Source organism: Pontibacter sp. LHS1, assembly GCF_058932855.1.
In genome coordinates this window covers 267,144-286,804 of sequence record NZ_JBZYWF010000002.1, presented here as the reverse complement: position 1 = coordinate 286,804, position 19,661 = coordinate 267,144, and the positions used below count along the sequence as shown (strand labels likewise).

The 19,661-nt window shown below is 51.0% G+C and carries 19 protein-coding genes; 3 read left to right on the top strand and 16 right to left on the bottom strand.

Annotated elements, in window-relative coordinates; translation table 11 throughout:
• Positions 1–17: 17 nt before the first annotated feature.
• The 16 genes from AC5FXQ_RS05595 to AC5FXQ_RS05520 form a co-directional block, all read right to left on the bottom strand.
• Complete coding sequence (locus AC5FXQ_RS05595) at positions 18–1,442, bottom strand: dicarboxylate/amino acid:cation symporter (protein WP_493601508.1); 1,425 nt, start codon at positions 1,440–1,442, stop codon at positions 18–20.
• A 31-nt stretch (positions 1,443–1,473) separates the two neighbouring features.
• On the bottom strand, positions 1,474–2,133 hold the full coding sequence (locus AC5FXQ_RS05590; protein ID WP_493601507.1) for a DedA family protein: 660 nt from the start codon (positions 2,131–2,133) through the stop codon (positions 1,474–1,476).
• Between the two features lie 33 nt (positions 2,134–2,166).
• Complete coding sequence (locus AC5FXQ_RS05585) at positions 2,167–2,379, bottom strand: Sec-independent protein translocase subunit TatA/TatB (protein WP_493601506.1); 213 nt, start codon at positions 2,377–2,379, stop codon at positions 2,167–2,169.
• A 271-nt stretch (positions 2,380–2,650) separates the two neighbouring features.
• Positions 2,651–3,034, bottom strand: coding sequence for a hypothetical protein (locus AC5FXQ_RS05580; protein ID WP_493601505.1), 384 nt, complete (start codon positions 3,032–3,034; stop codon positions 2,651–2,653).
• Between the two features lie 232 nt (positions 3,035–3,266).
• Positions 3,267–3,995 carry a VIT1/CCC1 transporter family protein gene (locus AC5FXQ_RS05575; RefSeq protein ID WP_493601504.1) on the bottom strand — a complete coding sequence of 243 codons (729 nt, stop codon included), beginning with the start codon at positions 3,993–3,995 and terminating at the stop codon, positions 3,267–3,269.
• A gap of 178 nt (positions 3,996–4,173) precedes the next feature.
• Positions 4,174–5,115, bottom strand: coding sequence for a sterol desaturase family protein (locus AC5FXQ_RS05570; RefSeq protein ID WP_493601503.1), 942 nt, complete (start codon positions 5,113–5,115; stop codon positions 4,174–4,176).
• 111 nt (positions 5,116–5,226) lie between these two features.
• A complete protein-coding gene (locus AC5FXQ_RS05565) occupies positions 5,227–5,859 on the bottom strand; it encodes a TlpA disulfide reductase family protein (RefSeq protein ID WP_493601502.1) in 633 nt (210 codons plus the stop codon).
• 282 nt (positions 5,860–6,141) lie between these two features.
• Complete coding sequence (locus AC5FXQ_RS05560) at positions 6,142–6,507, bottom strand: hypothetical protein (protein ID WP_493601501.1); 366 nt, start codon at positions 6,505–6,507, stop codon at positions 6,142–6,144.
• Between the two features lie 55 nt (positions 6,508–6,562).
• Positions 6,563–7,825 (bottom strand): MFS transporter, encoded by a 1,263-nt coding sequence (locus AC5FXQ_RS05555; protein ID WP_493601500.1) that lies wholly within the window; start codon positions 7,823–7,825, stop codon positions 6,563–6,565.
• 57 nt (positions 7,826–7,882) lie between these two features.
• Positions 7,883–8,296, bottom strand: a complete 414-nt coding sequence (locus tag AC5FXQ_RS05550; RefSeq protein ID WP_493601499.1) for a DUF6691 family protein — start codon at positions 8,294–8,296, stop codon at positions 7,883–7,885.
• A gap of 93 nt (positions 8,297–8,389) precedes the next feature.
• Positions 8,390–8,947: a YeeE/YedE family protein gene (locus AC5FXQ_RS05545; protein ID WP_493601498.1), complete on the bottom strand. Its 558-nt coding sequence runs from the start codon at positions 8,945–8,947 to the stop codon at positions 8,390–8,392.
• A gap of 90 nt (positions 8,948–9,037) precedes the next feature.
• Complete coding sequence (locus AC5FXQ_RS05540) at positions 9,038–9,367, bottom strand: rhodanese-like domain-containing protein (protein ID WP_493601497.1); 330 nt, start codon at positions 9,365–9,367, stop codon at positions 9,038–9,040.
• Between the two features lie 159 nt (positions 9,368–9,526).
• Positions 9,527–10,939 (bottom strand): MBL fold metallo-hydrolase, encoded by a 1,413-nt coding sequence (locus tag AC5FXQ_RS05535; RefSeq protein ID WP_493601496.1) that lies wholly within the window; start codon positions 10,937–10,939, stop codon positions 9,527–9,529.
• 121 nt (positions 10,940–11,060) lie between these two features.
• Complete coding sequence (locus AC5FXQ_RS05530; protein ID WP_493601495.1) at positions 11,061–11,924, bottom strand: sulfite exporter TauE/SafE family protein; 864 nt, start codon at positions 11,922–11,924, stop codon at positions 11,061–11,063.
• Between the two features lie 369 nt (positions 11,925–12,293).
• Complete coding sequence (locus AC5FXQ_RS05525) at positions 12,294–12,941, bottom strand: Crp/Fnr family transcriptional regulator (protein WP_493601494.1); 648 nt, start codon at positions 12,939–12,941, stop codon at positions 12,294–12,296.
• A gap of 118 nt (positions 12,942–13,059) precedes the next feature.
• Positions 13,060–14,397, bottom strand: coding sequence for an MBL fold metallo-hydrolase (locus AC5FXQ_RS05520; protein ID WP_493601493.1), 1,338 nt, complete (start codon positions 14,395–14,397; stop codon positions 13,060–13,062).
• Positions 14,398–14,672: 275 nt separating this feature from the next.
• Here AC5FXQ_RS05520 and AC5FXQ_RS05515 point away from each other — a divergent pair, with 275 nt between their 5' ends.
• The 3 genes from AC5FXQ_RS05515 (at position 14,673) to AC5FXQ_RS05505 (ending at position 19,659) form a co-directional block, all read left to right on the top strand.
• Positions 14,673–14,882, top strand: coding sequence for a hypothetical protein (locus AC5FXQ_RS05515; protein ID WP_493601492.1), 210 nt, complete (start codon positions 14,673–14,675; stop codon positions 14,880–14,882).
• 6 nt (positions 14,883–14,888) lie between these two features.
• Positions 14,889–15,398 (top strand): DUF2243 domain-containing protein, encoded by a 510-nt coding sequence (locus tag AC5FXQ_RS05510; protein ID WP_493601491.1) that lies wholly within the window; start codon positions 14,889–14,891, stop codon positions 15,396–15,398.
• A 250-nt stretch (positions 15,399–15,648) separates the two neighbouring features.
• Positions 15,649–19,659, top strand: a complete 4,011-nt coding sequence (locus AC5FXQ_RS05505) for an Ig-like domain-containing protein (RefSeq protein WP_493601490.1) — start codon at positions 15,649–15,651, stop codon at positions 19,657–19,659.
• Positions 19,660–19,661: the final 2 nt, after the last annotated feature.

Genomic DNA, 19,661 nt, shown 5'->3' with positions numbered 1-19,661 from the left:
GTTTGTGAATGAAGACGCTATGCAGGTACTTCTTCCTGCTTCTTTTCTAAAAGCTCCGGATTGGTTGTCTCCACCAGACCTGTTTCCGGCTGCAAATCAAACTCACCTTCCCAGCGTGCTACCACGGCGGTGGCCAGACAGTTGCCGGTCACGTTGATGGAGGTGCGGGCCATGTCCATGAGCTCGTCTATACCCAGGATGGCAAACAGCGGCCACACAGGCAGGTTGAAGGAAGCGACTGTACCGAGCAGGATCACGAGTGAGGCACGCGGCACACCGGCCACGCCCTTGCTGGTGAGCATCAGCGTAAACACCATCAGCAGCTGCTGCTCCCAGCTCAGGTCTATACCTGCGGCCTGCGCCACAAACACCGCGGCCAGGGCCAGGTATAGCGTGGTGCCGTCGAGGTTAAAACTGTAGCCGGTCGGCATTACAAAAGCCACGATGCGTCGCGGCACACCCAGCTTCTCCATCTCTTCCATGGCACGTGGCAGAGCCGCCTCCGAGCTGGTGGTGGCAAAGGCAATTGACACCGGCCCCGATATGGCTTTCAGGAAACGCACGATCGGGATGCGGGCGATGAGGGCAACGGGCAGGAGCACCAACAGCACAAAAGCCAGCAGCGCCACATACAGCGTCGCCAGGAGCTGGAACAAATTCACCAGGATACCAAAGCCCATGTGACCCACGGTATAGGCAATGGCAGCACCCACCCCAATCGGGGCGAAGTACATGATGATGTTGGTGAACTTGAACATGGTCTCAGAAAGGCTCTCGCAGAAGTCGAGCATGGGCTTGCGCTTCTTCTCCGTTACCATGGCCAGACCGATGGCGAAGATCACGCTGAACACCACGATCTGCAGTACCTGCCCTTCGGCAACGGACTTGGCAACGTTCTCCGGAAACACGTGCAGGATGATGTCGGACCAGGTTTGTTTGGCAGGGGCCTGAATCTCTTCGGTCTCGGCTATACCTGCTATGTTGATGCCTTCGCCGGCTTTGCTGATGTTGATGGCAGCCAGACCGATGAACAAGGCCAGCGTGGTCACGATTTCAAAGTACAGGATCGCTTTCCAGCCCATACTGCCGATCTGCTTCAGGTTGGCGTGGCCAGCTATACCTACCACCAGTGTGGCGAAAATCAAAGGCGCGATGATCGTCTTGATGAGCTTCAGGAAGACCTTACTCAGCACGTTCAGGTGCTGGGCTACCTGCGGAAAATCATAGCCGATCTGGGCACCGACCACCATGCTGATCAGGATCCAGGTAGTGAGGTTACGCTTTTGCAAACCGTAGAGCAGCAGCACAGCCGTGCCGGTCCAGCGGATGGCAGTGAGTGCTTCGGCAGGCAGTGCGATCACTTCATACTGCTGAAGCAAAGTGAGAATGGCGGCTATGGTAATGCACAGCAGCGTAGCCAGAGGCAAATAGGCCTTGTTCATAAATTTAATTGGTCTAATGCTTTAGTAAATTTTAAATCTGCGGGGTACTACTCTTCGACAGCCGGTTTTTGAGGGCGGCAACGATGGGAGGAGCCATGGATAACACGATGATGGCCAGAATAAGCAGCGAGAAATGCCGCTTTACGGCCGGCAGGTTACCAAACAGGTAGCCTGTCACCATAAAAAATACCACCCATACGATGGCTCCAACCACGTTGAAGCTGAAGAAGCGCCTGTAATTCATGTTGGCAATACCTGCCACAAAAGGAGCAAAGGTGCGAATGATAGGCACAAAGCGCGCATAAATGATAGTGCGCCCGCCATACTTTTCGAAGAATCGCTGTGTCTGGTCCAGGTGCGACCGACGCATAAACCAGAAGTCACGCAGGTAAATGCGACTTCCGATTTTGCTTCCTGCAAAATAATTGAATGAGTCACCCAGTATGGCTGCCACGATCAGCAGCCCCATCAACAGCAACAGGTTAAGGCCTGAAGCAGGTATAGCAGCCAGTGCGCCGAGCGCAAACAGCAGCGAATCGCCCGGTAAGAAGGGCGTAACTACCAGGCCTGTTTCGCAGAACATGATGAGAAACAGGATCATGTAGATCCACTGCTGGTACTCCTGCACCAACTGCACCAGGTGCTGGTCAATGTGCAGAATAAAATCTGCCACATAATAAATGATATCCATCCAATAAGGAGCTATTCGTGCCGGGCTTACCCCTTATTTCTTTTCACCCTTGTCGTGGACAGACTTGTCGAGCTCGCTCTTGATCTCGTTTGTCGCGTCCTTAAACTCCCGGATACCACGGCCCATGCCGCGGGCAAGTTCAGGTATGCGTTTTGCGCCAAACAGTAGCAGGATGGCAAATATAATAATGGTTACTTCTGCGCCTCCCAGGCTTCCTATGAAGGCAAAAATTGCGATGCTGTTCATTTGTGAGGTATAATAAATTTTGTTTTGAGGATAATAGGATCAATTGTTCCCTGACGGCCATTAAGACAGCGACAGAAAGCATCAGCCGCTTTACAGCTTGTAAAGGGCACCAAAAGCTGCAGAGCCTATGCGAGCAGCCGGATCATGGGTTATTGAAAGTTGTAAGTAAGGCTGTTGGGCAGCAGGGGCTATACCTGTAGTTGCTCGGGGCCAGGTATGCGCGCTGTTTCAGAGCAGGCTCACTCAAAAGGAATGAGAATGGGGTAGCAGCCTAGGGAGCCTGGGGCTGACTGGAAGTGTAGAAAAATTGGCAGAAGAAGTTGTCGCCGGGCGCCCGCGCAGCGTAGGGCGGAATTGACTTATGACCTGTAAACCAGATACCAGGTGCTTTGGAAGCCGTGGCTGCAGGCTGTAGACTGATCGTCAGGGTGGAGGCTGTTCCTTCCTCGGCCAGGAATAGCACACCTTGTTGCAGGCCAGTGCTGTTGATTTCACTGTTCAGGGACTCGCCCTGGGCGATGCTGGCAGAGCTGGGCTGAGTTAAAGCCGCACCATAGGCATAGCTTGCAGTGCCATGGAGCAGTACGGCCCAGAGCAGAGCAAGCGACACGATCAAATGTCTCAGGAAGCGGTATTTAAGCTGAACCAGGGCCATAAGCAACCGCAAATATACTACTATTTACGAGGCAACTAGCGAAGCGGAAATTTTAATTTACAGTCATTTATCGTTCACCCGTTTTTACACAGAATCGGCCTATAAAACCGAAAGGCCTGCTCTGTTAAAGCAGGCCTTTTAATTGAAATACACGATTACTTTATCGGTTATTTATTCTTGGACACCATTCAAAAAAACAGGCTGGCAGAGATTTTGCCACAGGCCTGGTTTTTTACATAAAAACACTTTGCAGCACATCGCCTACAAAATAAGCCAGCATAGCGGCCAAACCACCAAGCAGCAGTGTTTCGGCTATACCTGCCATGATGTTCCGCTCGGTTACAATGCTTTTGAGAGCACCTACGATCGTCATGGCGATAGCCGTCAGGATGCTGGAGTAAAGGAAAAGTTCGGCTCCTGCTATACCTGAATCGAGACCTGCAAATATGTAAGCTAAAAGCGGTATAGAACCCACTACAATAAAGCTGATAAAGGTAACAGAAGCTGTTTTGATGGGGGTTTTGTCATCTTTGGTCATTTCCAGCTCTTCTTTCATCATGGTGTCCACCCACACGTCTTTGTCAGAAGTAATGACCTCGACTACCTGGTTCAGCAGCTCGCCCTTAAAGCCTTTGGCTTCGTAAATCTCCCGGACTTCCTGTTTTTCGATCTCGCCCAGGTTATCGACTTCCCAATATTCGCGGGCCCGGTGACGGTCAAAATTATCGCGCTGCGCCTTGGTGGAGAAGAAGTTGCCCACCGACATGGAGAAGCCGTCTGCAATCAGGTTGGCCAGCCCCAGGATAATCACAACTGCTATACCTAAGTTAGCCCCCTCAGCACCCGCCACCACGGCAAAGGTGGTAATGGCCCCGTCTATACCCCCGTACACGAACTCCGAAATGTATTCCTTCTTGAAGAATAGAATTTTGTCTTCCGATTGAACTTCGTGGTGCAACATACGGGAGTGTTGGAGTTTGAGGATTAGAAAGTTAACAAAAAACTGGAATATTACCGCGCTCGTTTGGACCGGTCGCCTCCTGTGCGAATCGTTCGCGCCATGTGAGGCCAGTTGCAAATGGCCCCAAAGTTTAATCACCAGCAAGCGTTTCGCTCAAGCGGATGGAATACTTTACACCTTAATCCTGCGAAACTGCTTCTTCAGCAGGTATAAGTTTAGTCTTTGTCTGTGATACTGCTTCCACGGGTATAGCTACCCGCTCTTTGAAAGGATATACCTGTTGCTCCAGAAACGACTTCGGATAAGCTTCTACTTCCTCGAAACCAAGCTCAATATCGCGTCCGTCTTCCGGCATGTAAGCCGTGCCGAACAGGTAATCCCACAGGCTCAGACTAATGCCATAGTTAGCGCCATACCTACGAGGCATGTGCCGGGCGTGGTGCCAGATGTGCATTTGTGGGTTGTTGAACAGGTAGCGCAGTGGGCCCAGTGGAATGTGCAGGTTGGAGTGGTTGAAGTGCCCGATGGCGGTGGCGAAAATGTGCACCAGGAAGAAGTCCTGAATACCAAAGCCGATCATAGCCAGCGGGATGTACTCGATGGTACGGTAGACAACCGTTTCACCCCAGTGGAAACGCAGGTGCGCCGCGAATCCCATCTGCTGCACCGAGTGGTGTACCTTGTGGAAGCGCCACAGAAAATCGGAGCGGTGCAGGAGGCGGTGCACGTTCCACTGAATGAAATCGCGCAACACAAACAACGTGAGCAGCTGCGCCCACACCGGCCAGGACTGTATCTCGAAGGCGACTACATTCTGGATGCCGAACAGGCCCAGAAAATCATTGAAAGCCTCTACGCCGATATTTGAGATTGCGTTAAAACCAACCAGCGAGAACAGGAAAAAGTTGAAAAACATGTAGAAGCCGTCGAGCCAGAAATCCTGCCGGATGACAGGCTGGCCCTTGCGCCAGGGCAGCACGATCTCCAGCAGCCAGAAAAGCAGCGATAACCCCAGCAGCCAGTAGAAATAGTTGCCCCAGCTCGGGTGCAGCATTTCACGCCACAGGTAATTGCCGTAGTCCGAAAAAGAGCTTGTGAAGATGTTCCAGTATTTTTCCATGCAGCTGTACTGGCAATGAATTGTCTAGAGAATTTGTCCCCGGGGATTTGATTTTGTAAGTATAAAAAAATAGCCGGCAATATGTTTAGAACCGGCTATTTTTCAGTGTACTTATTTCGAGAGCCCCTGTAGAAACTCGCGCACTTCTTTGGTGTCGTATTCGGCCATACCTTCCTGCTTGGCTACGATCTTGCCTTCAGGCGAGATGATGAACGTGGTAGGTATAGCAGTGCTGTAAAACTCCTGCGGAAACTGGTTGGCGGGCATGTACACCGGGAAGGTATAGCCTTTCTTGTCGATGAACTTTTTCACCTTGGCCATGCCGCCTTCGTCTACCGACAGCATCACGAACGCCACTTTATTCGGATCCATTTTCTTGTACAGGCTGTGGATGTTTGGCATTTCGGCAATACAAGGCGGACACCAGGTTGCCCAGATGTTCAGGAAAATGACCTTGCCCTTCAGACTTTCGAATGCTACGGTTTTACCATCAAGGCCTACCATCTTGAAGCCGGCACCTGCCATGGATGCCCCGGTAGAAGCATTGGCTGTAGTTTCGGCTGAGGTATTCACAACCTCATCTATGGCCGGCACATCGGCATTTTTTATACCTGTTGCCAACAGAATGCGCTGCACCTGCCCGATAGCTTCGGTATGCAGACCCGTCAGGTATAGGATACCGAAAATGCCGAGCGTAATCGCCCAGCCAGGTATGTTTTTGATTGAAAAATTATTCTTGTCCATGATATATTTCTTTAATAAGATTCGGTTTTCGCGAATCAGTTTAGATCAATTTTACTGAGTCTCTTCTGAGACTATATTTTGTTACCTCAAGCTTATAACTCCACAGTGTATAGCCTTGTTCCTGCAGGTCGAACATATAAGTCAGGCCGTTCGGAATCACTTCTACACCATCTATTAGCGTAGTGGCGTCGATGTTGAACTGCTAGAGCGACATCCCGCAGGCCATCACCATAAAACTTTCTACCTTTTATTCCTTGGCTGTGTCGGCATAATGCCTTCGGTCTATGAAGAAAATCGCGGTGGGTCTGGATCAGCCCCAAGACTAGGAGCAGGGAGTTTAGATGGAGCGAGGAGTCTATACTGCTGCCCAGCTGAGGAAGCAGAAAATAAGTCAGGCTGTGTGTCGTGCACCACCGCGAAGTGCTGCTGGCTGCAGTCGATCGTGACATTAGCAGCGTTCTTTTGTTCGGAGTGCGTCTGGTGCTTCAGACACTTCTTAGCGCAGGTGCGCTTGGGTTTTTTTTGTGCATCCGTTGTTTTTAACTCACTTTTAAGCGCACAGTCAACCCTATTCACTGGCTTATGAGCTTGTGCCAGCATGAAAAGGAGTAGCAAGGTGCTTAAAAGAAGGAGCAGCGTGTGCTTCATAGTTTGGGTTTTACCAGCAGGTATAGCCAGCCGGTATACAGGTAAATTTACTATTTTAAGTTTGGGCGACCAAGTTTGTCCCGCATTCCAGACTATGCCACAAGAGCTTTTTGGTGCAGCACATCCGTATTTCGGACAGCACGCCAGCGCCGACGGTCAGGATGGCCGTGCCCAATAGTACAAACTCCACACCAAAGAGGTCGCTGAACACACCGGCAGCCACGGCTCCGGCCACATAACCGAAGTCCCGCCAGAAGCGGAAGATACCCAGGCTCTTCGGGCGCTGCTCCGGGTGCGTGTTTTCGGCTACTACAGACAGGAAGTTCGGGTATACCAGCGCGGTGCCGGCTCCCAATAATACCAGTGCCGCGATCACGACCGCATAGGCCTGGCTGAAGAATAAAACGCCGATGGCAACGCCCTGTAGCATCATACCCAGACTCAGCAGTTGCTTCTTGCAAAGCACATCGCCTAGCTTTCCTGTCACTAATTGTCCGAGGCCCCACACCGCCGGATAGATACCTGCCAGCAGACCCACCTGCTGCAAGGTGTAGCCTTTGCTCATCAGCAGCACCGGCAGCAAACCCCACAGGATACCGTCGTTCATGTTATTGACAAAGCCACTCAGCGTGACAGAGCCCAGATTGGCATGCCGCCAGGTAGTGTCTTTCCAAACGTTGCGAAGCAGCGGTATGCTGGTCTGCGCCGTCTCAGTTTTGACGTGAGCGTAGGTATCACGGACGAAGAACCAGGTCAAAAGCAGACCGATAATCGAGAAAGCTATACCTGGTATAAAGGCATAGGTCACTTCGCCGGTGGTGGAGGCGATATAGCCTGCCAGAAATGCGATCAGCCCGACGGCCAGGTAACCGGCAAACTCGTTGATTCCCATTGCCAGTCCGCGATTCTTTTCGCCTACCAGGTCAATCTTCATGACCACGGTAGCCGACCAGGCTAGGCCTTGGTTGATGCCGAGCAGTAAGTTAGCAAAGATTACCCACCACCAGTTGTTAGCATAGAGCAAGAGCCAGGGCACTGGTAGCGCAAACAACCAACCTATTAACAAAAGTTGCTTGCGGGTGAAGCGCAGTGTGAGTCTGCCCATCATCATGTTGGCAAAAGACTTTGCCAGACCAAAAGCCACGATAAACGACAGAAGCGCGGTGTGTCCGCTGATGCCAAAAACTGTTTCGGCAAATTCAGGAATGACGGAGCGCTCCAGTCCGACCATGGCACCCACAAAGCCATTTACGAGCACCAACAGCCAGAACTGTGTGGCGTTCTCCTTCAATCCTAGTTTTGTATCGGTAGTCGACATGGTTCTTGTTTTAAGTACTCCTGAAAGCCACTGCCTGTGGCAAATGGCTTTCAGGAGTTAATGCGGCAATCTATCTTTGATGGCACCATACAGGTAAGTACCTGCCAATGCGCCAAAAATGGCGATCAGTATGGCCCAGTAGCTGTAGCCAATATTCACGAACATCGGACCCGGACAAGCACCTGTTAGCGCCCAACCCAGACCGAAGATGGTCCCCCCGATCAGGTAGCGCGGAACAGACATTTCCTTCGGCGTGAACACAATGGGGTTGCCCTGAAAGTCGCGCAGTTTAAACTTCTTAATTACGAATGTGGCAATAGTACCCAGTACGACAGCCGTACCGATGATGCCATACATGTGGAAGTCCTGGAAGCGGAACATCTCCTGGATTCGGAACCACGATATCGCCTCCGACTTACTCATCACAATACCGAACAAAATGCCGGCTATTATAAATTTTATACTTTTCAACTTTTAGAATGATTAATGACCGATGATTAATTAGTGAAGAATGATTGATGAATGATCAGAGATGTTTAGTCATTCATCATTATTCATTGCTCATTAAAAGATTAATGGTAGCAGTACATAGGTGGTGATCATGCCGCCGATGAAGAAGCCGATCACGGCAATCAGCGAAGGTAGCTGCAGGTTGGAAATACCACTGATGGCGTGCCCTGAAGTACAACCTCCGGCGTAACGGGCACCGAATCCGATGGCGAATCCGCCTAGCAGCAGGATCAGGAAACCTTTGAGGGTGAAGGCTGCGCTAAGTCCGAAGATCTCCTCTGGCTGCATACCGTCAGGCGATGAAATACCCAACTGCTGCAGGTCCTGAATCGTGGCCTGTGATATCTGAACGGCTTCCCCGTTTGAGAGAAACTCAGCTGAGATAAAGCCACCTATTATAGCGCCTACCAGGAACAACAGGTTCCAGGTTTGCGAACGCCAATCAAAATCAAAAAACTTAACCGTTTTACCAGCACCGCAGGCTGAGCAAATGGTGCGCAGGTTGGAAGAGAAACCAAACGACTTGCCGAAGAACAAAAGCAGCACCATGATAAAAGCGATCACGATACCCGAGGTATACCATGGCCAGGGTTGTCTTAAAAGCTCTAACATATTTTTAATCTATTTAATATTTGGTGATCAAGAGAGATAAGCAGGGAAGGAGCGAGGTCGCGTGCCCCTTCCGTTTCTGCTGGTTTTCGTTTAGTTATTTGGCCAGGCGCCTATACCTCCTGCGAGGTTGTAGCACTTGAAGCCCTGGGCGTTCAAAAGCTCGCAGGCAGAACCACTACGGTTGCCACTACGACAGAACACAAAGTATTCCTTGTCTTTGTCGAGCGTGCCCAGCGCGTTCTGAAACTGACCAGTGGTCACGTCCAGGTTCTTAGCGCCTTTGATGGTACCCGAGGCGAATTCACCGGCTGTTCGTACGTCCAGCAGCTCAGCTTTTGGAGCGTTTTGGAATTTTGTCTTGAATGTTTTTCCGTCCAGATTTTCGTAGTTCTTGGGAGCGGATTTGAAGATATTAAACATGGCTTTTATGTCTTGTTGTTAGTGATATACAATTTACAATACAAAGGTACAGGTATACGCAGCGATGTTCAGTGACTTTGGTCACGCAGCTAATCTAAAAAGGAAACGGGGACTGCATCATGCAGTCCCCGTTTCCCATATTTACTGTACTAAACCATTTTACTTTAATGTGGACGGGCACACAAAGGCCGTCCTCGGTATGCTTGTTTCGGCAATCGCCTTGTAGCCACCCTCTACATTGATCACTCTGTCGAAGCCTCTTGCCTTCAGAATAGAAGCTGCGATCATCGAGCGGTAGCCACCGGCGCAGTGGATGTACATATCCGCCTCCTTAGGCAGTTCAGCCAGGTGGTCGTTCAGGTAATCCAGTGGCGCAAGTTGGGCGGTTTCTACGTGCTCAGCCTGGTATTCGCCCGGCTTGCGCACGTCCACTACTTTAATACTGTTGTCTTTGGTATAATCAGCAGCAAACTCAGCCGCAGAGATCGACTTGATCGTGTCTACCTCTTTGCCAGCTGCTTTCCAGGCCTCGATACCGCCTTGCAGATAGCCCAAGGTATTGTCGTAGCCAACGCGGGCTAGTCTTGTCACCACTTCTTCTTCACGGCCTTCGTCGGAGATGAACAGAATGGGCTGTTGTACATCCGGGATCAGGGCGCCTACCCAGGGGGCAAAGCTGCCGTCGATGCCGATGTTGATCGAGTTCGGGATAAAACCAGCGGCAAAAGTTTCCGGTTTGCGTGTGTCGAGGACCAGCGCACCGGTTTCGTTCACGGCCGCCTCAAAAGCCTCTGGCGACAGCGCCTGCTGGCCTTGTGTCAGCACATCGGCAATGTTAGCGTAGCCTTCCTTGTTCATCTTCACATTCATCGGGAAGTAGCCCGGAGGAGGGAGCAAACCGTCGGTTACTTCTTTCACGAACTCTTCTTTCGTCATGTCGGCACGCAAGGCATAGTTTTTCTTTTTCTGGTTGCCCAGCAGGTCGGTCGTTTCCTTGCTCATGTTTTTGCCACAAGCCGATCCAGCACCGTGCGCAGGGTATACCACCACGTCATCTGGCAAAGTCATGATCTTATTGCGCAGCGAGTCGAACAGGTGCTCAGCTAATTGCTCTTCTGTTAAATCAGATTTTACGGCCAGATCAGGACGGCCTACGTCACCGATGAACAGTGTGTCGCCAGAGAAGATCGCATGTTCTTTGCCGTTCTCGTCGAGCAGCAGATAGGTGGTTGACTCCATCGTGTGACCAGGTGTGTGCAGCACCTTGATAGTCACATTGCCCAGTTTCAGTTCTTCGCCATCAGTGGCAATGTGCGCTTCAAAAGATGGCTGTGCGTAAGGACCGAAAACGATCTGAGCACCACTGGCTTTTGCCAGATCCACGTGACCCGATACGAAGTCTGCGTGGAAGTGCGTCTCCAGCACATATTTGATCCTGGCATTGGCCTTTTCAGCCTTCTCCAGGTATGGCTTGATTTCGCGTAGTGGGTCCACAATAGCTACTTCGCCATTGCTCTCGATGTAGTAAGCGCCTTGTGCGAGGCAACCGGTATAGATCTGTTCTACTTTCATGGGTATAGAGTTTTGGGTCTTTTGTTGCTTATTGATGCTGTCACCTACGTATCCAATGACTTTACAAATATCAGAATATAATCCGCGTGACACAGTGACATTGGTCACGAAAGGGATTTTTTTAGAAGAAAAGCTCTTTGCCGATGATATAAACCCCCATCACCAGGACGAACCAACCAAAAGCGGTCTTGAGTTTGTCGGCATGGATCTTAGCGGAAAGTGCGGTACCGATGAAGATACCCGCAATGGAGATGGCCGAGAAGATGCCCAGGAACATCCAGTCGATTTCGTAGTTGAAGATGTCACCGATAAAACCAAAAAGCGACTTGGCTGCAATGATCAGCAGGGAGGTACCCACCGCTATCTTCATGTCGAGCTTACTGAAGAGAACCAGCGCCGGTATGATCAGGAATCCACCGCCAGCACCTACCAGTCCAGTCAGTGTGCCCACTACCAGACCTTCGGCCAGAATGCCACCGTAGTTGAACTTTGGTTGCGGGTGTGGCGAACCGTTGCCTTCCACATCAATTTCCGTGTCTATGTTCTCGTCTACTGTATCCACAGGGTCAGCAGGTGCTGTAGCAGGGGTTTTCTTTTTCCTGATCATACTGATGGAGGCGAACACCATCAAGCCGGCAAACAGCAACATGAGCATGATACCCTTGGTGACCATAAAGTCGCCCATTGAGAAGATCTCTTCAGGTATGGCAGGCACCAGGTAGCGGCGCGTCAGGTATACCGCCACAATAGAAGGCAGACCGAACACCACGGCCGTCTTCACGCTGACCAGTCCGTTTTTATAGAATTTGTAAGAGCCCACCATGCTGGTAAGCCCCACAATAAATAGCGAGTAAGCGGTGGCGATAACGGGGCTCAGCCCGATCAGGTATACCAGTACCGGCACAGTCAGAATAGAGCCCCCACCTCCAATTAGCCCAAGAGAAAGCCCGATCAGGAGGGCCGCTAAGTAACCTAGTATTTCCATTGATTATGTCTTTTGTTTTGTAATCTGGTACAAAGGTAGGGAGGTTATAAACGGACTTCAGTGACTAGAATCACTTAAGGGAAGGAAGTTTTAAAGTTTGGGAGTTTAGGAATTTGAGAGTTTGGTCAATTTACAGATTTAGTGGGGACTGGTCGTGAACAATTGCCATCAACGTAAGAGTTTTGTTGTCATTTCGAACACTCTTGAGACGAGAGTCGAAGAGAGCCAGCGTAGCTGAGAGAAATCTGGATTTGTGCGAAAGCCCTGAAATAACCCAGATTTCTCCATCCTTTCGAGATGACAAATTAATCTAATTATTCCTTGAGTTAGCAGCATTGGTCCTGACCTATCCCGGCAATAAAAAAAATCCTAAACCACCTCCAGGTCATGGACTTCAATATAATTTCGGTGGAGCGTGATAGCCCCAGTCTGCTCGAGTTTTTTGAGGAGGCGGGAGATGACTTCGCGGGAACTGTTGAGTTCGATGGCGATCTGCTGATGGGAGAGGCGGATTTCTTTTCCGCTTACTTTTACGTGGCGCTTGAGGTAGAACAGGAGGCGTTCGTCGAGGCCTTTGAAGGCAATGCTGTCGAGTGTTTGCAGCAGTTCCTCGAAACGCTGGCGGTAGGAGGCAATCACGAAGTTATGCCAGCTCTTGTACTTGGCCAGCCACTGCTCGGAGAGGTGCGACGGAATCAGGATGACTTCTGCTTCGGTTACAGCTTTGGCCATGATCTGGCTCTGCTCGTCGCGGGCGGTACACATCATGGACATCGCGCAGGCACTGCCAGGTTCGAGGTAGTACATCAGGAACTCATTGCCTTCATCGTCCTCGCGGTATACCTTGAGCAATCCACTCAGAAGTAAAACCGTAGAGCGAATATACTGGCCGGTGCGCATCACGTCCTCGCCATCCTCCACTTCGCGGATGGTGCTGTGTGCGAGTATATCATCGAGTAGCGACTGCTCAAACTGTGGAAATTGTTTGATTATGTCTTCTTTCTGCGGTATTTCCATTGTTTAGTATACGTATCGTGAGGGAATGAATAAATTTTAAGGTATAGCAAGTATAAAGCAAAAAACCAGTGCAAGCACTACATGTGCCCGCACTGGTAATCTTTAATTTACAGGACCCTTATTTGAAGTCGTTTACGGCTTCGCTCAGGTCAAGCACTTTAGTTTCTGGCAGCGCTGCCTCCACAATGCTGCTGCCTGCCGCAGAACGGTAGCCACCTGCACAGTGTATGACTACTGGCTTGTCAGATGGTATCTCCTTGGCACGCTCGCGCAGCTCTGGAAGCGGAATGTTGATGGCCTTGTCGAAGAACTTGCCACCTTTCACTTCGGATGCGTTGCGGATGTCCACGATGGTATACTGCTCCTGGTTCTCCTTAAACTCAGTTACGTCCATCACGGGGGATTCTTCCCCGGCTGCCTCGGTCTGTACAAAAGCGCCTTCAATCAGCAATTCATAACCAATTTTAGAGGCCTTGCGAATCAGTTCATCCAGCTCTTCTTCTGTTTCGGCAATCAGGTAGTAACGCTCATCCGGACCAACAATACTGCCTAGCCAGGTTTCAAACTTACCGCCGTTCTGTATATTGATGGCGCCTTCGATGTGACCTTTTTTGAAGACCTTCTCACTGCGACCGTCTACAATTACAGTACCTTTTCCAGGCTTATAGTTTTTCTCCAGCCGCTTCACCTTGTCCAGGCTTGGCTGATAAGCAGGAGCGCCTTGTTTGTTCAGTCCCACGTCGTAACCGAAGTACTTTGGAATGAACGGCTGGTCTTCGGTAAGCACTTTCACAAACTGGTCTTCGCTCATGTCCTGCAGGGCGTAGTTGCTCATCTTCTCAGCGCCGATGGTGCTGCTGTTAGCCTCGCTCAAACCTTTACCGCAAAGCGTTCCGGCTCCGTGCGCAGGGTAAACCAGCACATCATCATCCAGCTTCATCAGCTTTTCACGGGTGCTGTGGTACATCTGGCGGGCCAGCTCTTCACGCTTGGCCGTGATGTTGCCGGCACTCTCGCGCAGGTCAGGACGACCCACGTCACCGATGAACAGTGTATCGCCTGTGAACACCGCCTTGTCCTTGCCTTCGTGCTCCAGCACTATGCTGATACTGTCCGGCGAATGGCCCGGCGTGTGCAGCGACTTCAACCTCACGTCGCCGATCTCCAGTACTTCACCTTCGTCGAAGTTTTTGTGCGGATAGTCGGCTCCCACCATGCTGTGGGCATAGATAGTCGCGCCTGTTTTCTCGTGTATTTCCAAGTGAGAGCTCACAAAGTCGGCATGCGGGTGTGTTTCGATCACCCCCACGATTTTCGCATTGTTTTTCTCTGCATAATCGTAGTAGGGCTGCGGATTGCGAGCCGGGTCTACCAACACGATTTCACCGGTTTTTTCACTCAGTATGGCATAAGCGTAATGTGCTAAGCCTTTGTCTTCGAACTGTTCTATTTTCATGGGTTTTGGGTTTTACTATTTTATTATACCAGGGAAGCACTCTCAGAAACTCCCCCAATTTATGACACAAAGGTAAGGTAGGGTGAAGGGCTTTACAGTGATGTAAGTCACATAGAGGAGTGTACGGTTGCTGAATTTTATTGTGCTTTTTAACATGCTGACGTGCCAGGTGTAGTTAATCCAGGTACGGGGTCAGTCAAAGCAGAAAATCCAGAAACTATTGCAGGGTGTATCAGGTATAGTGTTTATCTCACTAATCTCTACAGGTATAGCGGATGATGAAAACCACGTATTTATTTCCCCGGTTTGCGTTGGTACTCCTGTTGGTGTTAATGGTCAGTCTAACAGCCCTTGCCTGCACCACCTGCAACCGCCCCCTGCAGGCGGCTATCTTCGACGAAAGCTTTCTTGAACTCTTATTTTATATGCTGCTTCCTTTTCTGGTCATCGGGGTGGCGGTGTACCGGCTGAACAAACTCAAATAACAAGCTATGAAAAGACAAATACCCATCGAAGAAGTGAAACCTGTGCGCACGGGTCCCTTGATCGCAGCAGCCACTTTAATAGGTATAGGCATGGGCGGCTTTGTGGACGGTATCGTACTGCACCAAATCCTGCAGTGGCATCAGATGATCTCAGCTAAACTACCACCTGACACGCTGCTGAATAAAGAAACCAACATGTTCTGGGATGGGATATTCCATGCCTTTACCTGGCTCACAACGGCGCTGGGCATCTACTTGCTTTGGCGGGTTGTATACGAACGTAAATCAGTACTTTCCAACCGGGTTTTCGGTGGCAGTCTGTTGCTTGGTTTTGGCTTGTTCAATATCGTGGAAGGCATTATCGACCACCACATCCTGGTGCTGCACAATGTGCGTGAGATCAGCTCCAATCCCTCGGCCTGGAATTTTGGTTTCCTGGGACTATCGCTGGTGATGCTGGCTATCGGCTGGATGCTGGTGCAGAAAGGCAGGAGAGAGGCACAGCTAAACGCTTAATGTAACAAATTTGCTGTGTCAGGGTAATTTATTGCTCGAAGTGCTCATTTCTGAATGCATATTGGTCCAAAATGCCCATTATGAGAGTTGCTCTACACAGGAAATATCTGACAACTGACCCTCTTGCCAGCTAGTATCACTATATATTCTGGTCCAATTACTCAACCTGTCAATAAGTTTTTCGTTTAGCCCTCTGAACCTGCATAACATCGGCTCTGCAAGGTGCTCAATTACGTTTCTTTTAATTTCTATGGATAAAATCTACTCGTTCAGCTATAGAGAACAGGCCAGACTTATACTTTTTACAGTACTTCTGATAGCTGCAGCACTTACAGGACTTAAAAGTACAGCTGCTCCGAACGCATTTTTTGCCACAGCCCCTGCTGCTGTTAAAGCGCAGCCCTCCCTGGTAGGGGCTATTACTGTCCGATGGAATGCCGTGACGGGTGCAAGCCAATATGTGGTGGAGCGGTCGCTGTTTGCAGGAGCTGGCTTTCAGGAGCATGCCACGGTGCCTGTAACAAGTGGTAAAACCATCTATACCTACCGCGACACGGGTCTGGGTTACGGCGAAACCTATTACTACCGCGTGAAGGCCGTCACCAGTTCGGGAGATTCTCCCTGGAGCAGTCCGGTCAGCGCCACCACGCATGCGCAGACCAAGAATTTCAACATCATGCCGCTCGGCGACTCCAACACCCACGGCACCGTGTCAAGTGACGAACGGCCTGATTCGCAGCGCATATCCTACCGCAAGCAATTATATGACCTGCTGATGGGCATAAACGCCCGCTTTACCTATGTGGGGAGTGAGCGTTCCGGAAGCGAATTTTTAGCCAATGACCACAATGCAGGTTTCTCCGCCGCCCGCACCAACGACATCCTGGACCTGCTGCGCACAAGCAGCTACCGCAACCAGGTGGGGGAGCAGGTGTCGCGCGGAACAGGCACCTACCTGGACAAGTATAACCCCGACATCATCCTGCTGCACCTGGGTACCAACGGTGGCTTTTCCGGCCTTTCTGATGATGACCGGACCATCGGGGAAATGGCATCCATACTGGATGAAGTAGATGCCTATGAGGCACGGGCGGGTAAGGAAGTGACGGTTGTGCTGGCCCTGATCATCAACCGTATTGAAGATGCCAACTCGCCCGGCACCTCCGAGCTGACAAGCCGGTTCAACCAACGCCTGAAAACAATGGCTGAGAACCGCATCCGCACCCGCAGCGACCGTGTGATTGTCGTGGACATGGAGCGGGAGGCCGGGCTGAAGTATTCATTCTGGTACACGGCTGACCAAGGCGACATGCACGACCTGGTGCACCCACACACAACAGGCTTTCAGAAAATGGCGAATCAATGGTTTAAAATTTTGAACCCGCTCATGAAACCGGCCAGTACGGCTTCCAATAACCCTGAAACCTCTATCACCAAAAAACCAAACGAGATATCAAACAGCAAGCCCGCCTCCTTTGAGTTTGCCAGCAACAAGAGCCCGGTGTTCTTTGAGGTGAGTCTGAACGGCGGCGACTACGAAGCTGTGAGTAATCCCTATACCTTAAACAACCTGGCCGACGGGCGCTATACCTTGTCGGTGCGTGCCGTGGATGCAGCCGGCCGGAGAGACGCCACACCGGCGACCCATACCTGGACCATCATTACAGAACCCCCAACACCACCTACATTTACAGCAGTCACAGAAGACCGCGGTCCGGTTAGTAATGACCGGGTGACCTCCGACAACACTATTCGTCTGTCAGGTAAGGCGCAGAGTGGGGTGGAGGTGACCGTGCGTGAAGCAGAGCGGGGTGAGCTGGGCAAAGTGAAAACGAGTGAAGGCGGCGATTGGTCCTTCAATTACGAGGGAACAACACTGCCTGCCGGCGTGTATCGCTTCACCGCCATCGCCACTGATATTGCGGGCAATGTAAGCAAGGCGAGCAATACCTTTACGGTGACCATCGACCTGACCCGGCCAGATATTGTGATCAGCACAGAAGCCAAAGCTCCCGTGCGGGAGGCTTTTCAGGTACAGCTTAAGTTTACGGAGGAGGTATACGGACTGGCTGCCGGCGATATCACTGTCACAGGTGGTACTGTGGGTGATCTGAAAGAAGTAAATAAATCCACGTATACTGCAACTGTTACGCCACCCGCCAATGGCCAGGGCACGACAGCTCTTAGTTTGGCGGCCAACAAAGCAACTGACCTGGCTGGGAATGGCAACACGGCTTCTAATAAGCTGGAGATTACCTATGACCTGAAGCGCCCGAAAGTTACGCTGAGCGCAGATGCCCCACAAATTGTGAAGGCTCCATTCACTGTTAAATTTACATTTGATGAAGCGGTAACAGGCTTTGTGGCAGCTGACATCAATGTGCGGAACGGCTCGGCGGGCAACCTGAAATCCGAGAGCGCCACAGTTTATACCGCGACGATCAGTCCTGCAGCTGACGGGGAAGTCGTGGTCAGTCTGGCAGCCAATAAAGTAACGGACGAAGCCGGCAATGGCAACGAAGCTTCAGCCGAACTGAAGCGGCTCTATGACGTGGCACCTCCAACAGTGACATTGTCCACTACAGCAGGCAACCTCACCAATGCGGCTATACCTGTTACAATCACTTTCAATGAGCCTATTACGGGACTTGCCTTAAACTCCTTCAGCGTAACGAACGGCAAACTGAGCAGTTTGCAGAAACAGGATAACACGACCTATACCTTGCTGCTGACACCCGATAAAGACGGGGAAACAAGTCTGCAACTTGCCACTGATAAGGTGGAAGACCAGGCCGGAAATGGCAATACGGCATCAAACGTTCTTAAACGCCAGTACGATGCCACACCACCAACTGTAGCCCTTAGCACAGATGCCCCCGCACTCACCAACGAGCCTTTCACTGTCAACTTCCGCTTCAGTGAAGTGGTAGAGGGCTTTGCGGTAGGTGACATCACAGTGGCGAATGGTACAGCCAGTGCATTCAGCAAAACAGGCGATCAGACTTACAGCGCCGTGATCAAACCAGCAGCCGATGGCTTGGTAACAGTGCGTGTAACGGCTGGCAAAGCGCAGGATGCGGCGGGTAACCCAAACACCGCTTCCAATACCCTGGGTATAGAGTATGACAGTACGCCACCGGCTGGCTATGCCGTGGCTTTCTCTACAGACAAAGTCGAGCATAACAACCAGCAGAATATTTCTTTCAGTGTAAAAGGAGCAGAGCAGGGGGCCACATACTTCTATACCATCAGCAGCGACAAGGGCGGCACGGATGTGACAGGCACTGCCAATACGACGGCAACCGCCTTCAATGTTCAAAACCTGGATCTGAGTGGTCTGCACGATGGTACGCTCACGCTTATTTTTTACCAGGTGGATGCCGCCGGTAACCGGGGTGCGGATGCTGTGGCTGAGGTGGTGAAAATGACGAAGAACATTGTGATGGTGGGTAGCCTGGAAGCGATCTCCGTCCCGTTCCGAACTGCATTTGAGGACCTGCAACTGCCTGCGCAGGTACAGGTGCGCTATACCAATGGCGAAGAAGAAGACCTGGAAGTGAAGTGGCAGCAGGGCAGCTACAATGGAATGGAAGCCGGCTCCTATACCTTAAGCGGGGAACTGGTGCTCATGCCGAACACTACCAATCAGGACAACCGCGAGGCCAGCATCACAGTGACTGTAGAGCCAAATCAACCGCCAACGGCCATCGCGATCAGCCACAATTCCTTCCAGCCTAATGCTAAGCCGGAAGATGTGCTGCTGACATTCAGCACGACCGACCCTGATGATGAAACGCATACCTATGCCCTGGTGAACGGACAAGGCGCAGAGCACAACAGCTACTTTGAGCTCAGAGATGATAAACTATACCTGAAGTCAAACGAAGGACTGTCGGGCATTCGCAACTTCAGCATACGGGTGCGGACTACTGATCCGTACCGTAATAGCCTTGAACAAACCTTCACTCTGAACAAGGAGGTATACCAGCCGGCCAATCCGATCAAGCTGGTGAATGCTTTCTCGCCGGACAACGACGGCATAAACGATACCTGGACCGTACCGGAGCTCAAGTTCTACGACGAGATCAGCATACAGGTGTTCGATCGGGCAGGCAGGAGACTGTTCCACACCACCAATCCGGAGCAGGGCTGGGACGGTCGTAGCCAGGACGGACAGGTGAAAGAGGGTTCCTATTTCTATATCATCGAGGTGAAGGATATCAACCTGGTGCAGAAGGGTGTATTAACAGTACTTAAGTAAGT

Bases quoted from the DNA above. Each gene is read 5' to 3' on its own strand.
- AC5FXQ_RS05595 (WP_493601508.1), bottom strand. From the start codon at position 1,442: ATGAACAAGGCCTATTTGCCTCTGGCTACGCTGCTGTGCATTACCATA.
- AC5FXQ_RS05590 (WP_493601507.1), bottom strand. From the start codon at position 2,133: ATGGATATCATTTATTATGTGGCAGATTTTATTCTGCACATTGACCAG.
- AC5FXQ_RS05585 (WP_493601506.1), bottom strand. From the start codon at position 2,379: ATGAACAGCATCGCAATTTTTGCCTTCATAGGAAGCCTGGGAGGCGCA.
- AC5FXQ_RS05580 (WP_493601505.1), bottom strand. From the start codon at position 3,034: ATGGCCCTGGTTCAGCTTAAATACCGCTTCCTGAGACATTTGATCGTG.
- AC5FXQ_RS05575 (WP_493601504.1), bottom strand. From the start codon at position 3,995: ATGTTGCACCACGAAGTTCAATCGGAAGACAAAATTCTATTCTTCAAG.
- AC5FXQ_RS05570 (WP_493601503.1), bottom strand. From the start codon at position 5,115: ATGGAAAAATACTGGAACATCTTCACAAGCTCTTTTTCGGACTACGGC.
- AC5FXQ_RS05565 (WP_493601502.1), bottom strand. From the start codon at position 5,859: ATGGACAAGAATAATTTTTCAATCAAAAACATACCTGGCTGGGCGATT.
- AC5FXQ_RS05560 (WP_493601501.1), bottom strand. From the start codon at position 6,507: ATGAAGCACACGCTGCTCCTTCTTTTAAGCACCTTGCTACTCCTTTTC.
- AC5FXQ_RS05555 (WP_493601500.1), bottom strand. From the start codon at position 7,825: ATGTCGACTACCGATACAAAACTAGGATTGAAGGAGAACGCCACACAG.
- AC5FXQ_RS05545 (WP_493601498.1), bottom strand. From the start codon at position 8,947: ATGTTAGAGCTTTTAAGACAACCCTGGCCATGGTATACCTCGGGTATC.
- AC5FXQ_RS05540 (WP_493601497.1), bottom strand. From the start codon at position 9,367: ATGTTTAATATCTTCAAATCCGCTCCCAAGAACTACGAAAATCTGGAC.
- AC5FXQ_RS05535 (WP_493601496.1), bottom strand. From the start codon at position 10,939: ATGAAAGTAGAACAGATCTATACCGGTTGCCTCGCACAAGGCGCTTAC.
- AC5FXQ_RS05530 (WP_493601495.1), bottom strand. From the start codon at position 11,924: ATGGAAATACTAGGTTACTTAGCGGCCCTCCTGATCGGGCTTTCTCTT.
- AC5FXQ_RS05525 (WP_493601494.1), bottom strand. From the start codon at position 12,941: ATGGAAATACCGCAGAAAGAAGACATAATCAAACAATTTCCACAGTTT.
- AC5FXQ_RS05520 (WP_493601493.1), bottom strand. From the start codon at position 14,397: ATGAAAATAGAACAGTTCGAAGACAAAGGCTTAGCACATTACGCTTAT.
- AC5FXQ_RS05515 (WP_493601492.1), top strand. From the start codon at position 14,673: ATGATGAAAACCACGTATTTATTTCCCCGGTTTGCGTTGGTACTCCTG.
- AC5FXQ_RS05510 (WP_493601491.1), top strand. From the start codon at position 14,889: ATGAAAAGACAAATACCCATCGAAGAAGTGAAACCTGTGCGCACGGGT.
- AC5FXQ_RS05505 (WP_493601490.1), top strand. From the start codon at position 15,649: ATGGATAAAATCTACTCGTTCAGCTATAGAGAACAGGCCAGACTTATA.